The sequence below is a fragment of the Bradyrhizobium sp. JYMT SZCCT0180 genome, assembly GCF_018130165.1.
GTDB lineage: Bacteria > Pseudomonadota > Alphaproteobacteria > Rhizobiales > Xanthobacteraceae > Bradyrhizobium.
The window spans coordinates 86,841-98,757 of the sequence record NZ_JAFCLZ010000013.1; the positions used below are offsets into that span (position 1 = coordinate 86,841).

The 11,917-nt window shown below is 62.3% G+C and carries 14 protein-coding genes; 8 read left to right on the forward strand and 6 right to left on the reverse strand.

Annotated features, from left to right (window positions below):
* Positions 1–24 precede the first annotated feature (24 nt).
* Together JQ641_RS19885 and JQ641_RS19890 are read right to left on the reverse strand one after the other, a co-directional pair.
* Positions 25–378, reverse strand: coding sequence for a RidA family protein (locus tag JQ641_RS19885; RefSeq protein WP_192740588.1), 354 nt, complete (start codon positions 376–378; stop codon positions 25–27).
* Positions 379–405: 27 nt separating this feature from the next.
* On the reverse strand, positions 406–1,323 hold the full coding sequence (locus JQ641_RS19890) for an NAD(P)-dependent oxidoreductase (RefSeq protein WP_211997668.1): 918 nt from the start codon (positions 1,321–1,323) through the stop codon (positions 406–408).
* 279 nt (positions 1,324–1,602) lie between these two features.
* On the opposite strand from JQ641_RS19890, the gene JQ641_RS19895 reads away from it, so the two are divergent.
* Genes JQ641_RS19895 through JQ641_RS19905 form a run of 3 tightly spaced genes read left to right on the forward strand, consistent with a single transcriptional unit; the run spans position 1,603 to position 3,879 of the window.
* Entirely contained in the window at positions 1,603–2,439 is an 837-nt protein-coding gene (locus tag JQ641_RS19895) for a transporter substrate-binding domain-containing protein (protein ID WP_211997669.1), read from the forward strand.
* A 10-nt stretch (positions 2,440–2,449) separates the two neighbouring features.
* Positions 2,450–3,112 (forward strand): amino acid ABC transporter permease, encoded by a 663-nt coding sequence (locus JQ641_RS19900; protein WP_211997670.1) that lies wholly within the window; start codon positions 2,450–2,452, stop codon positions 3,110–3,112.
* Positions 3,109–3,879 carry an amino acid ABC transporter ATP-binding protein gene (locus tag JQ641_RS19905; protein ID WP_211997671.1) on the forward strand — a complete coding sequence of 257 codons (771 nt, stop codon included), beginning with the start codon at positions 3,109–3,111 and terminating at the stop codon, positions 3,877–3,879. Before JQ641_RS19900 ends, JQ641_RS19905 begins: the two co-directional genes overlap by 4 nt.
* A 100-nt stretch (positions 3,880–3,979) precedes the next feature.
* Here the strand turns inward: JQ641_RS19905 and JQ641_RS19910 are convergent, their stop codons facing one another.
* Positions 3,980–4,894: a LysR substrate-binding domain-containing protein gene (locus JQ641_RS19910; RefSeq protein ID WP_211997672.1), complete on the reverse strand. Its 915-nt coding sequence runs from the start codon at positions 4,892–4,894 to the stop codon at positions 3,980–3,982.
* Between the two features lie 270 nt (positions 4,895–5,164).
* Here JQ641_RS19910 and dctA point away from each other — a divergent pair, with 270 nt between their 5' ends.
* The 4 genes from dctA to JQ641_RS19930 all read left to right on the forward strand — a co-directional run bounded on the left by dctA (position 5,165) and on the right by JQ641_RS19930 (position 9,245).
* Complete coding sequence (gene dctA, locus JQ641_RS19915; RefSeq protein ID WP_211997673.1) at positions 5,165–6,499, forward strand: C4-dicarboxylate transporter DctA; 1,335 nt, start codon at positions 5,165–5,167, stop codon at positions 6,497–6,499.
* Between the two features lie 105 nt (positions 6,500–6,604).
* On the forward strand, positions 6,605–7,135 hold the full coding sequence (locus JQ641_RS19920) for an ureidoglycolate lyase (protein ID WP_211997674.1): 531 nt from the start codon (positions 6,605–6,607) through the stop codon (positions 7,133–7,135).
* 47 nt (positions 7,136–7,182) lie between these two features.
* The gene (locus JQ641_RS19925; RefSeq protein ID WP_211997675.1) at positions 7,183–8,055 is read left to right on the forward strand and encodes a bifunctional allantoicase/(S)-ureidoglycine aminohydrolase; all 873 of its coding nucleotides are present in this window, start codon (positions 7,183–7,185) and stop codon (positions 8,053–8,055) included.
* A 437-nt stretch (positions 8,056–8,492) separates the two neighbouring features.
* On the forward strand, positions 8,493–9,245 hold the full coding sequence (locus JQ641_RS19930) for a hypothetical protein (protein WP_211997676.1): 753 nt from the start codon (positions 8,493–8,495) through the stop codon (positions 9,243–9,245).
* A gap of 10 nt (positions 9,246–9,255) precedes the next feature.
* Here the strand turns inward: JQ641_RS19930 and JQ641_RS19935 are convergent, their stop codons facing one another.
* Entirely contained in the window at positions 9,256–10,326 is a 1,071-nt protein-coding gene (locus tag JQ641_RS19935) for a YeiH family protein (RefSeq protein WP_211997677.1), read from the reverse strand.
* Between the two features lie 127 nt (positions 10,327–10,453).
* Positions 10,454–10,675, reverse strand: coding sequence for a hypothetical protein (locus JQ641_RS19940; RefSeq protein ID WP_211997678.1), 222 nt, complete (start codon positions 10,673–10,675; stop codon positions 10,454–10,456).
* Between the two features lie 206 nt (positions 10,676–10,881).
* Between JQ641_RS19940 and JQ641_RS19945 the strand changes: the two genes are divergently transcribed.
* On the forward strand, positions 10,882–11,115 hold the full coding sequence (locus JQ641_RS19945) for a hypothetical protein (protein ID WP_192740622.1): 234 nt from the start codon (positions 10,882–10,884) through the stop codon (positions 11,113–11,115).
* Here JQ641_RS19945 and JQ641_RS19950 read toward each other — a convergent pair.
* The gene (locus JQ641_RS19950) at positions 11,065–11,889 is read right to left on the reverse strand and encodes an SDR family NAD(P)-dependent oxidoreductase (RefSeq protein WP_211997679.1); all 825 of its coding nucleotides are present in this window, start codon (positions 11,887–11,889) and stop codon (positions 11,065–11,067) included. The genes JQ641_RS19945 and JQ641_RS19950 overlap by 51 nt on opposite strands.
* Positions 11,890–11,917: the final 28 nt, after the last annotated feature.

An 11,917-nucleotide genomic window follows, 5' to 3' on the forward strand; every position in this document is an offset into this window, starting at 1 on the left:
ACGCTCCGTTGCCAGGTTACAGGTTCATCGGCGCGCAGCGGTGGCGATGACTTCGATGCGATAGCCGGGATCCGCCAGTTCGACCTTGCCGCAAGCGCGCGTCGGCGCGTTGCCGGGCACCACCCAGGCATCATAGACCGCGTTCATGGCGTCGAAATCGTCCATGCTCTTGAGCCAGATATGGACGCTGAGCAGGCGCGACTTGTCGGTGTCGGCGCGTGCCAGCATGTCGTCGACTTTCGCCAGCGCCTCGCGGGTCTGCTGGGCGATATCGCCGCTTTTGTCGTCGGCGACCTGGCCGGCGAGAAAGACGAGATCGCCGAACACGCTGGCGCGGCTGCGTCGTGCATTCTGATCGATGCGAATGATCTCAGACATGGGCTATCCCTACCTGTTCAGGTTTCGTCACCGGCCGGTGGCGATGATGCGGCGGCAATGGTCGAGTGCGGCACCAATGAGATTGTCGCTGGCCTCCGGTGTGCGGAACGCCGAATGCGCCGACAGCGTCACGTTGGGCAGCGTGGTGAGCGGGTGTTCGGCCGGCAACGGCTCGACCGTGAACACGTCGAGACCGGCATGGGCGAGATGGCCCGAGCGCAGCGCGTCGAGCATGGCGGCCTCGTCGACCAGCGCGCCGCGCGCCGTGTTGATGAGGATGGTGCCGGGCCGCATCATCCCGATACGTTCGCGCGACAGGAAATTCTTGGTGTCGTCGTTCAGCAGCAAATGCAGCGAGACCACGTGGCTCTCGGCGAGGAGACGCTCGATCGGGACGAACTCGACACCCGGATGCGCCTTCGGTGTCCGGTTCCAGGCGATCACCTTCATGCCGCAGCCGAGCGCCATACGCGCGGCCTCCGCTGCGATGCCGCCAAAGCCGATCAGCCCGAGCGTCTTGCCGGTCAGCTGCATCGCGTCGCGGCGCAGCCAGTTGCCGGCACGCATCCCCCGATCCATTTCGCCAAAGCTCTTGGCGGAGGCCCACATCAGCGCGATCGCGCATTCGGCGACGGCGGTGTCGCCATAGCCCTTGATGGTATGGACCGTGATGCCGCGCTCGGCGAGCTCTTCCGGATTCATGTAGCTGCGCGCGCCGGTGCCGAGAAAAACCACGTGCTTGAGGCCGGCGCACTTCGCCGCGATGGCCGTCGGCACCGCGGTGTGGTCGACGATTGCGATCTCGGCGCCATCAAGCAGACGCGGCAGGTCATCGGGCTTGATGCCGGGGTCGCGGTTGATGGCGACCGGCAGGTTTTCGGGGCGCAACAGCTTTTCCGTCACCGCCGCCAATGTGTCGTTCGCATCCACGAATACGGCGCGCACAGGCATCTCCTCAAATCATGAACGGGCAGCGGGCCGTCGCCAGGCGCCGGACATAACTTGCCCCGCCAAGCGATCGTGTCTTTCTGCGTTCAGTCTTGTATTCAGAGATGAATGCGATTTGCAACCCCGTCCGGAAGGAATTTTTGGGTGCGCTGCAAAAATAACGGGCGGTCGGAACGCTTGACCCGCAAATGGGCAATTCATAAAATACGGACTTGCATTTTGGCCTGAATACAGAATATTTGACGGGTCGGAGTTAACAGCGAGGAGGGACTGACGATGAATCGCAGGGACGCACTCACCACCGTGGCGCTCGCAGGCGCCGCACTTGCCGCGACCGCCTCGGCCCCGGCCAGTGCTCAGACGACATCCACGCTCGATCGCATCAAGAAGAACGGCGTATTGCGGGTCGCGGTGATCGTCGGCCAGGAGCCCTATTTTCATAAGGATCTCGCGAGCGGCGAGTGGTCGGGCGCCTGTATCGACATGGCCAACGACATTGCCGCGAAGCTCGGCGCCAAGGTCGAGAGGGTCGAATCGACCTGGGGTAACCAGATCCTCGATCTGCAGGGCGACAAGGTCGATCTCGCCTTCGCCGTGAACCCGACGCCCGAGCGTGCGCTGGTCATCGACTTCTCGACGCCGATCCTGGTCCACTCGTTCACGGTGATCACCAAGAAGGGCTTCGCCAAGCCGCAGACCTGGGCCGAGCTCAACAAACCCGAGGTCAAGATTGCCGTGGACATCGGATCGACCCACGAGATGATCGCGCGCCGCTATTGTCCGAAGGCGACGATCTCCGGCTTCAAGAACCGGGACGAGGCGATCCTTGCCGTCGCCACGGGACGCGCGGACTGCAACGTGTCGCTGGCGGTGCTCTCGGTGTCCACGCTCAAGAAGAATCCCAATCTCGGCGAACTGGCGATTCCACGGCCGCTTTTGACGCTGCCGACCAATATGGGAATCCGCGCGGAGGCCGACCGCCGCTACAAGGACTTCCTCAGCGCGTGGGCCGACTACAACCGCTCGCTCGGCCAGACCCGCGAGTGGATGCTGAAAGGCTTCGAGGCCGTCAAGGTGAGCGCAGAGGACATCCCGCCCGAAGTGCAGTTCTGACGGAGCGGCGATGTACGCCTGGGACTTTGCAGCGCTAAAGCCGTACTGGGGCCTGATCTGGCACGGCCTCCTCATCACCGTGGCCTACACGCTGACCACGGTGATTGCGGGCCTCGTGATCGGGCTCGTTGTCGGCATCCTGCGCACGAACTCGCCGCTCTGGGTCAGGATCCCCCTGCGTGGCTATATCGAGGTCTTCCGCTGCACGCCGCTCCTCGTGCAACTGGTCTGGGTCTACTATGCGCTACCGGTGCTGATCGGGGTCGACATGTCGGCTGCGATGGCCTGTTTCCTCGCGCTGTCGCTCTATGCCGGCGCGTTTTATGCCGAGATCTTTCGCGGCGGCATCGAGGCGGTGGACGTCGGCCAATGGGAGGCCGGGCGGGCCATCGGCATGCGCCGTAGCAAGATCTTCCGGCGCATTGTGCTGCCGCAGGCGATCCAGGTGATGATTCCCTCCTTCATCAATCAAACCATCCTGCAATTGAAGAACACGTCGCTGGTATCGGTCGTCGCGGTCGGCGACCTCCTGTATCAGGGCTCCGTGATCACGGCGGCGAGCTATCGGCCGCTGGAGGTCTATACGGCGATTGCGGTGCTCTATTTCGCCGTGCTGTTTCCGCTGACGCTGGTGGCCGACCAGGTCGAGCGGCGGTTGGGAGCGCATCGATGAATGCCAACGACGCGACCCTTGCCGCGAACAACATTCACAAGGCTTTCGGCAGCAACAAGGTCCTCAAGGGCGCATCGCTTATGGTGTCGCGCGGCGAAGTCGTGACCTTGATAGGGGCCAGCGGCTCGGGCAAGTCGACGTTCCTGCGCTGCCTCAATCTGCTCGAAATGCCGCAGCAGGGCCAACTCGCCATCGGCAACCATCGGTTCGACTTCGGCCAGGGCGTTCGCGCGCCGACGGATGGCCAACTGGCGCTGCTCCGCCGAAGCGTCGGCATGGTGTTTCAGCACTTCAACCTGTTCCCGCATATGTCGGTGCTCGGTAACGTCACCGAAGGTCCCGTGCAGGTGAAGGGGATGACGCAGGCGGAAGCCAACGACCTCGGCCGCGACCTGCTTGCCAAGGTGGGATTGGCCGACAAGGCCGACACCTTTCCGAGCCGGCTATCAGGCGGGCAAAAGCAGCGCGTTGCGATTGCGCGGGCGCTCGCCATGAAGCCGGACGTGATGTTGTTCGACGAGCCGACGTCGGCGCTCGATCCCGAGCTTGTCGGTGAGGTCCTGGCCGTGATCAGCAGCCTCGCGAGCGAAGGCATGACCATGGTTTTGGTGACGCACGAGATGGCCTTTGCCGCCGACGTATCGAGCCGGGTCGGTTTCATGAACGATGGTGTCATGGCTGAAGTCGGCACACCTGACGAGATCATCCGTCAACCGCGCAGTGAGCGGCTGAAATCGTTCTTGAGCCGCTTCCATCAGGCCCACTAGGTGCGATGGCTTGTGGGGGAAAGGCGGCAGCGGTCTCTCGCCGCCAATCGTCAGGCGGCTTCAAACTGCCGAAATGCTTCAGCGCCGCGACGGCAGAAAATCATCTGCCGATGACAAGGTTCCCTGAATTCCGCTTCAGGCTAAGGAAATGACGCGCCAGTTTGATGAAATTCCGCACCACGGTCGACGTCTCATCCTTTCTGAAGACGAGGAATACGTCGGCGGACGGCGGCGAGGGCCTGATGGGTCTGAACACGATCTCGTCGGTCGTGAAGCGGGCGATTGATTGTGGAACCAGCGCAACTCCGAAACCCGCTGCGATCAGGCTCGGCACCGACTGTGCATCGACGACCTGCTGAGTGACCCGCGGCAGGAAGCCGGCGTCGATACAGCATTCTTGTATGTAGCTCGCAAATTGGGAGCTCTCGGGCTGCAGGACGATGTGGTCCTCCGACGCGAGGTCGCCGAGGGCGATGCGCTTGCGCCGGGCGAGCGGATGGTCTTTTGGCATGGCAACCACGATCTCTTCGGGCCACGCCAGTTCACTGCTCAAAGCGTCTTCGGTCGGGATGCTTCGATTCAGGCTGATGTTTGTCGTTCGATTGAGAAGGGCCGCGATCTGCAAGGCCGGTGCCTGTTCATGTACCGTCATCTTCACCGAAGGCGCGACCTTTCGGTACGCAGCCAGCAAATCGGCCAGGCGTCCACGCAGGATGGAGCCTGTGGCTCCGACATCGAGCGTTCCGACCAGGCCGGCGCCGATCGAGCGGACCTCGTCTTCGGCCAGTTTGATCTGCTGCTGAATGGCGCGGGCGCGCGCGAGAAGCGCTTCTCCGGCTTGCGTCAACTCGACCCTGCGACTGGTTCGATAGAGAAGCTGCGCCCCCAACGCAGCTTCGAGCGACTGGATCTGTTGGCTGAGTGGGGGTTGGGAAAGATTAAGCCGCCGCGCCGCGACGGTGAAGCTGCGCTCTTCGGCCACGGCGATGAAATAGCGGAGCTGGCGGAGATCCATAGCCATATCCTCTTGATCGTGTCGTTCTATATATTGGACACTTGGTTCGGCATGGTCAACGAATGATCCGAAAGGCTGCTTCGCTCGCTGAACCGAGGTGAGGTGAGGGGTCGCGAAGTTCGAGGCGGGCAGTGGGATAGCGCGGCCAGCCCGGCAGGGTGAGCAATCGGTCTCGAAGCGACGTCAACGTCGCCGTCGGAATAATAGTGGCATCGGCCGTGAGCCGACCAAGCCGCATTGAACGGAAACGCCAACCAAGCGGGGAAAGCCATGCCGAATATACTCAAGTCACTGTTCTTCCAGGTCGTTGTTGCGCTCGGACTGGGGATCGCACTCGGTATGGCCTATCCGGATGTGGCCCTCCAGATGAAACCGCTGGGCGACGGCTTCATCAAGCTCATCAAGATGCTGGTTCCCGTGATCGTGTTTTGTGTTGTCGTGCACGGTATATCCGCTGCCGGGGATCTCTCGAAGGTTGGACGGGTCGGCGTGCGCGCGCTCGTATACTTCGAGGTCATAACGACCATTGCCTTGGTGCTCGGCATTGCGCTCGCCTATTACTTCGAGCCCGGCGTTGGCATGAATATCGATCCGAAGACGCTGGATGCAAAAGCGCTGAGCGGCTTCAGTCAGACGGCAGCTCAGGTTGCCGGCGGCGGCGTCTCCGATTTCCTCATGAAACTCATTCCCTCGACCGTGGTCGGAGCGTTTACGACCGGTGACATCCTGCAGGTATTGATCGTCTCCATCATGTTTGGCTGCGCGCTCTCCTTGTGCGGCGAGCGGGCCAGGCCGGTGGCGGATTTCATCGGACGTGTGAGTGACATCGTCTTCAAGATGATGAACTTCGTCGTCAGGTTGGCGCCGATCGGTGTCTTTGGCGCGATTGCATTTACCGTCGGCAAGTATGGCATCGGCTCGCTCAAGCAACTCGGCGGCCTGGTCGGCTTGTTCTACGTGGCCGTGGTCGTCTTTGTCGTCGTCGTCCTGGGTACGGTCATGCGCCTTTGCGGCTTCAGCCTGTTCAAGCTGCTCCGCTACTTCCGCGAGGAGTTGACGATCGTCCTTGGCACGGCGGCCGGAGACAGCGTGCTGCCACAGACCATGCGGAAGCTCGAACTCCTCGGCATCAAGCCGTCGACCGTTGGGCTGGTCATTCCAACAGGATACTCGTTCAATCTGGATGCGTTCTCGATCTACCTGACGCTGGCCGCGGTATTCATTGCCCAGGCCACCAATACGCCGCTGGCGACCGGTGATCTTCTGGCAATTCTCGGCATCGCACTCCTGACCTCGAAAGGTGCTCACGGGGTCCCGGGCTCGGCCATCGTTGTCCTTGCGGCGACACTCGCGGCCATTCCGGCCATTCCAGCCATCGGATTGGTGCTGCTGTTGTCGGTGGACTGGTTCATCGGTATCGCGCGCGCACTGGGCAACTATGTCGGAAACTGCGTTGCCACGGTTGCCGTCGCGTCATGGGAAGGCGACATCGATCGGGAAAAGGCGCATCGCGTCCTGAATGGCGAGGTCGCTACCATCGATCTGGACCTAACCGTCGATCCCGTTGGCATCAATGCAGCCGGAGCGCAGCTTCAGACGTCCTGAGGCCGTTCATCGGCAGGTCCGGCATTGGTCAGACGAGGGGTGGTCGTGCCGGAGCAGATCGTCGATGATTCCGTTCTCGAATCTGAGACGGATGGGAGTTGAACGATGTTAACGCTTTCGATTGTGCCTTTGACAAAGGCAGGGTTTGCTCCCTTCGGCGACGTGGTCGAGACCGGAGACGTGAAGCCGAAGCTGATCAATGAAGGCTTTGCAGAACGTTTTGACGAGCTGGCGAACATTGACGTGGCCGCGGAAGGCGGAGAGGTCAACGTCAGTCTGTTCATCGGCTCGGCAAGGCCAGTTCCGCTCGTCATCAAGCTCATGGAGCGACACCCGCTGGGCAGCCAATTGTTCATGCCGCTGGGCGGCGCGCCCTGGCTGGTGGTCGTGTGCACCGATCCGGGCGTCCCTTTAAGCTACCGGGCATTTGCCGCATCGGGACGACAGGGTGTGAACTACGCGCGAAACTGCTGGCACCATCCGCTGCTTGTGGTCGGGCAGACCAGTCCGTTCATTGTTGTCGACCGCAAGGGCACGGGCAGCAACCTCGAGGAAAAGTGGCTTGAAGAGTCGAATTGGCTGCGCGTTGCGTCCGATGCTGTGGCGCCAGCGAACCCGGCGGCGAAGCAGGGCTAGTTGCCCGGCGATAGCCCGCAACAACCATCTCCAGGGGGTCATAAAGAATGTCATCTCGAACCTATCACGTGCCGCCGGGCGGGCATCCGCTCCAGACTGAGCTATTGACCGGCCGCGCGGTCTTCACGGATGCGTATGCGGTGATACCAAAAGGTGTGATCCGCGACATCGTGACCAGTTATCTTCCGTACTGGGACAATACGCGGGTTTGGGTACTGGCGCGGCCGCTGTCCGGCTTTGCCGAAACATTCTCGCACTACCTCATCGACGTGGCGCCAGGTGGCGGAAGTGAATCGCCGGAACCCGATGCGGGAGCGGAGGGCGCGCTGTTCGTCGTCGGAGGAGAACTGTCCCTGAGGCTCGCCGGAACCGAACACGTGCTGCGGGCCGGTGGCTTTGCCTACCTGCCTCCCGGAAGCTCCTGGAGTGTGCAAAACCGGAGCACCGGTTCAGTGCATTTTCACTGGATCCGGAAGCTGTATCAGCGTGTGCCTGATATCGCGGTGCCCGATGCCATCGTCACCAACGAAAACTCCATTGCGCCGACGCCGATGCCGCACACCGATGGCAGGTGGGCGACGACGCGTTTCGTCGATCCATCCGATATTAGACACGACATGCACATTACGATCGTGACGTTCGAGCCCGGTGCGTCGATCCCCTTCGCGGAGACCCATGTGATGGAGCACGGCCTCTATGTTCTGGAAGGCAAGGCCGTTTACCGGCTCAACCAGGATTGGGTTGAGGTCGAGGCCGGAGATTACATGTGGCTCCGCGCCTTTTGCCCTCAGGCCTGCTACGCCGGCGGCCCGCATCGCTTCCGCTACCTGCTGTATAAAGACGTGAACCGGCACATGGATCTGCGGGCCCTGAGATCACCGGCGGTCGCTGAAGCCGGGCTGGCCAGATGCAATGCCTGACCAACGGGCATGAAGCCCTCGCTCTTCAGGCGTTGCAGAACAACGCCGACGTTGCGTCGCGCACGAACAGGCATCGGTGCGTTTGATCAGCGCGGACGTCATCGCCAAGACCGGTTTCAGTTGGGTTGAACGCAAATCGTCGCGGCGCTTGATCGCGTCGTTCACATTGCGATGCGAATCGGGAAAGGAACGATTCCAGCGGGTACACTCAGGTCTTCTGAGCAACAGTGCACCCCTTGTTTGGAGCGGCCGCTTCTCGATCGATCCTGAAGCCGGCCACCGCGCGGTGGTAACGGCCAGACCCCTGCAGGATTACGCGCGCCCGCACGGGCCATCGTGGATTCGGATGTTGCGTCCGGTTGGAAGTTTCCGGGATGACAGTCTTGAGCGGGATATTGTGCTAGTTCTGTGACTCATCACCAAACGTCCTGGTCAACATGTCTTCAGAATTAACGGCCGCCATCGAGGAAGCCTACCGCGTCTTCGGCGCGTATCGACTGGGCCATGACCTCGTCGTATGCCATTGCCGTAGTTGCATGACCGAGGAGCAAGAGCGACAGCTGGTCAACACGCCCTTGCGGTCAATCCCGGCCGGTCTGCTGGCCGAGTACACCAACTCCGCGCATGACTATGACGATGATCAGGTCGCCCGGGAGCTACGCTACTTCCTGCCACGTTATTTCGAGCTGATCGCCGCGCATGATTACCCCGACCATAACGGACTGGATATTTGCCTGCGCCGGCTTGGTCAGGCCGACTACCGGAACAAGTGGCCTCGGGCGGAGGTGGAGAGCATCGACCGCTTCTTCGATGTATTCCTGAGCGACAGCCTGACCCGCCTCGACCTGGAGCCGTGGCCTGCTGGATATAGCCTCGCCTTCGATATCAAGGACGTCGTGACGATGGTTGTGACTGCGGGCGGCGATATCGATCGGCTGTTGCACCATTGGGCCGGTGCCGAGGACCCGGCCGCGGCCATCCACATGTCAGCGTTGCTCGAGGACGTGCTCGAGGAGCGGGATAACACCTATCTCCACTCTCCCTACCTGGAGAGCCACGAGGATGCGGCCAAAAGCGTTGGTGAATGGCTGTTGCAGCCGAGCCTGACTGCACGAATAGAAGCCGCGTTCTTCGCGGTGAGCGATCCCAGATTGCAGGCGATCCTGTCCAAGGGATTGAGAACGGCGTAGACGGCTCGCTTCACCTGAAGAAATGGACCAGCCCGATGCTGAGGCCGAGCAGCAGAAGCAGCGACAGCGTGACGGCGGCGGTGACCCTTCCGCCGACCGATGAGAGAACGCGCACGTCGACACCGAGCCCGAGGGCGGCCATCGACAGCACGGTGAGGATACCAGCGGTTTTTGTCACCGGCGCGACCGCGATGTCCGGCACGAGCTGCAGCGAGCGCAGCGCGGCGAGCACCAGAAAGCCGATGATGAACCACGGCACCAGCTTGAACGGGCTGATCGCAACCGCCCTGGTCGCGTCGGCATGGCGCTTGCGGCGGTGCGCGGCGACCAGCGAGAGGGCGACCACGATCGGCCCCAGCATCAGCACGCGCACCAGTTTCACCAGCGTGCCGATCTGCGTGGCGACGATACCGGCGGGGACCGTTGCCGCCAGCACCTGCGGAACGGCATAGACGGTAAGACCCGCCAGAATGCCGTATTGCGTCGCGGACAGCGCGAGCAACGGGATCAGCAGCGGCAGGCCCAGCACCATCAGGACGCCGAGGATCGCGGTGAAGGAGATCGACGAGGCGACATCGTCGCCATCGGCGCCGATCACGGGCGCCACCGCGGCGATTGCCGAATTGCCGCAGATCGAATTGCCGCAGGCGATCAGGATCGACATTTTGGTCGGCAGGCCGAGCATCCGGCTGAGGCCGTAGCTGACAGCGAGCATGATGACGACGGTGGCGACGATCGCTGCGACCAGAAGGTAGCCGGACGCCACGATCGCGGCAAAGCTGACGGAAGCGCCGAGCAGCATGACGGCGACTTCGAGCAGCTGTTTGGCACTGAAGGCAATGCCGGAGCGCCAGCGCTCGGAGGGTTGCCAGGCTGTGCGAATCGCCATCCCGAGCAGGATCGCGATGACCAGCGCTTCGACATAGGGATGGGCGAAGATGTGCTCTTCGACCAGTTGGGCGCCAAGCGAAACGGCGGTGATCGCGCCGCAAAGTGCGATGCCGGGAATGAGGGCCAGGCTGCGGGCGAACGCGCCAGGGGCCGATTTTATCCCGTCAGACTCGTGTTGTTGTTGCGGCACATGCCCCCCGTTTTGGAGAACAGTTTATGCGCCGGCCTGCTCGGCTTCACCAATAAATTTTCGATTCAGCGAGATGGGGAGAGTATTTTTCTTCCCGCTTCAACCGGGGCGGGCGTATCGCGTGCCCCTAGAGCAACCCGAACAGGCCCTGTGCCCACGCCACGGCCTGCCCGAAGCTGAAAGCGCCCGGTTCGAAGTACATCGCGCGTGCCAGCACGATGACGCCAACCAGCCCCCAGAACAGCCCGACACCGGCCGACTTCAGCCAGTTAGAGTCGCGCTCCGGCGCGGCCGCCGAATCGGCGGTCGGGACCAGTTCTCCAAAGGGATCGAAGGCGGGCGGGCTCATGACGGCTTCCATTGAATGAGCCCCTAATGTCGCCCAGTTCTGCCCGGAAGCAAGGGTAGCGGTATGCAATCTGCGGCCAGAACGTGGAAGGCCGTTTCCCGTGGCCGTTCCGGGGTAGGGTTTTCTTCTCCTGGCCCCCAATTCATGCCGCTTGACCCGGCCGTATTCCCAGCCACACTGGTGCGAATCCGAAACAGGAGCCGTCCATGGTATTTCTCATTACCGCGCTCGATACATCGGGAACCGTGACCTTGCGGCGCGAGTCGGTGCTGGCCGCGATGAAAAAAGCCGATGAACTGATATCGGACGGCTGCTGGGACGTCGAAATCGTTACGCCTGACGGCGCCACCTACCATTCCGGCGAATTTGACCAGTTGAGAGAGCGAGTGTCAGGCCGCCCAGCACTGCCCGGCGCCGTCGACGCGCAACACCTGTCCTGAGACGAACGCCCCCATCGGACCTGCGAACATTTCGACGACGCGGGCGACTTCATCGACGGTGGCGATGCGGTCGAGCGTGCCGGTTTCGACCATCCTGTTCTGATCGACTGCGCGCGTCCCCATGAAGCGGCCGGTGCGGGTGTCGCCCGGCGCGATGCAGTTCACATTGATGTCGTAGGCGCGCAGCTGATCGGCGAGGCAGCGCGTGTAATGCGTCATGCCGGCTTTGGCGACGGCATAGATCGAACCGTTGGTGCGCCCCTTGAAGGCCGCGACCGAACCAATGGTGACGATGCGGCCCTGGCGCCGTTTCATCATCTCCTGCGCTACCGCCTGGCAGGTCAGGATCGTGCTGAGCAGGTTGCGATCGAGCACCGCGCGCACGTCCTCTTCCTTGATCGTGATGGCGTCGTTCGGATCGGGCTTGCCGCCCTTGGCGGCGATGTCGCCGCCGGCGTTGTGAACGAGGATCTCGATCGGCCCCAGTTCGCGCGTCGTGGTCTCGACCACGCGGGCGATGTCGGCACCTTGCGTGAGGTCGGCGAGCACGCGAATGGTGCGCACGCCATGCGCGTTGGCGATCTCTTCCGCGACCGCCGTCAGCGTCGATCCCTCGCCATATTCCGCTGGTCCGTTCTCGCGCATGCCGTGGATGGCGACGTCGGCGCCCATCGCAGCCAGTTTTTCCGCGAAGGCGCGGCCGAGCCCGCGGCCCGCGCCGGTGACCAATGCAACCTTGCCCTTGAGCGTCCGTGCGCCGTCGCTGGATGTCATGATGTCTTCTCCTGGATGTGAATGTGTC

Excerpts from the sequence above, each read along its gene's own strand:
- JQ641_RS19885 (WP_192740588.1), bottom strand. The coding sequence starts at position 378 with ATGTCTGAGATCATTCGCATCGATCAGAATGCACGACGCAGCCGCGCC.
- JQ641_RS19895 (WP_211997669.1), top strand. The coding sequence starts at position 1,603 with ATGAATCGCAGGGACGCACTCACCACCGTGGCGCTCGCAGGCGCCGCA.
- JQ641_RS19900 (WP_211997670.1), top strand. The coding sequence starts at position 2,450 with ATGTACGCCTGGGACTTTGCAGCGCTAAAGCCGTACTGGGGCCTGATC.
- JQ641_RS19905 (WP_211997671.1), top strand. The coding sequence starts at position 3,109 with ATGAATGCCAACGACGCGACCCTTGCCGCGAACAACATTCACAAGGCT.
- JQ641_RS19910 (WP_211997672.1), bottom strand. The coding sequence starts at position 4,894 with ATGGATCTCCGCCAGCTCCGCTATTTCATCGCCGTGGCCGAAGAGCGC.
- dctA (WP_211997673.1), top strand. The coding sequence starts at position 5,165 with ATGCCGAATATACTCAAGTCACTGTTCTTCCAGGTCGTTGTTGCGCTC.
- JQ641_RS19920 (WP_211997674.1), top strand. The coding sequence starts at position 6,605 with ATGTTAACGCTTTCGATTGTGCCTTTGACAAAGGCAGGGTTTGCTCCC.
- JQ641_RS19925 (WP_211997675.1), top strand. The coding sequence starts at position 7,183 with ATGTCATCTCGAACCTATCACGTGCCGCCGGGCGGGCATCCGCTCCAG.
- JQ641_RS19930 (WP_211997676.1), top strand. The coding sequence starts at position 8,493 with ATGTCTTCAGAATTAACGGCCGCCATCGAGGAAGCCTACCGCGTCTTC.
- JQ641_RS19940 (WP_211997678.1), bottom strand. The coding sequence starts at position 10,675 with ATGAGCCCGCCCGCCTTCGATCCCTTTGGAGAACTGGTCCCGACCGCC.
- JQ641_RS19945 (WP_192740622.1), top strand. The coding sequence starts at position 10,882 with ATGGTATTTCTCATTACCGCGCTCGATACATCGGGAACCGTGACCTTG.
- JQ641_RS19950 (WP_211997679.1), bottom strand. The coding sequence starts at position 11,889 with ATGACATCCAGCGACGGCGCACGGACGCTCAAGGGCAAGGTTGCATTG.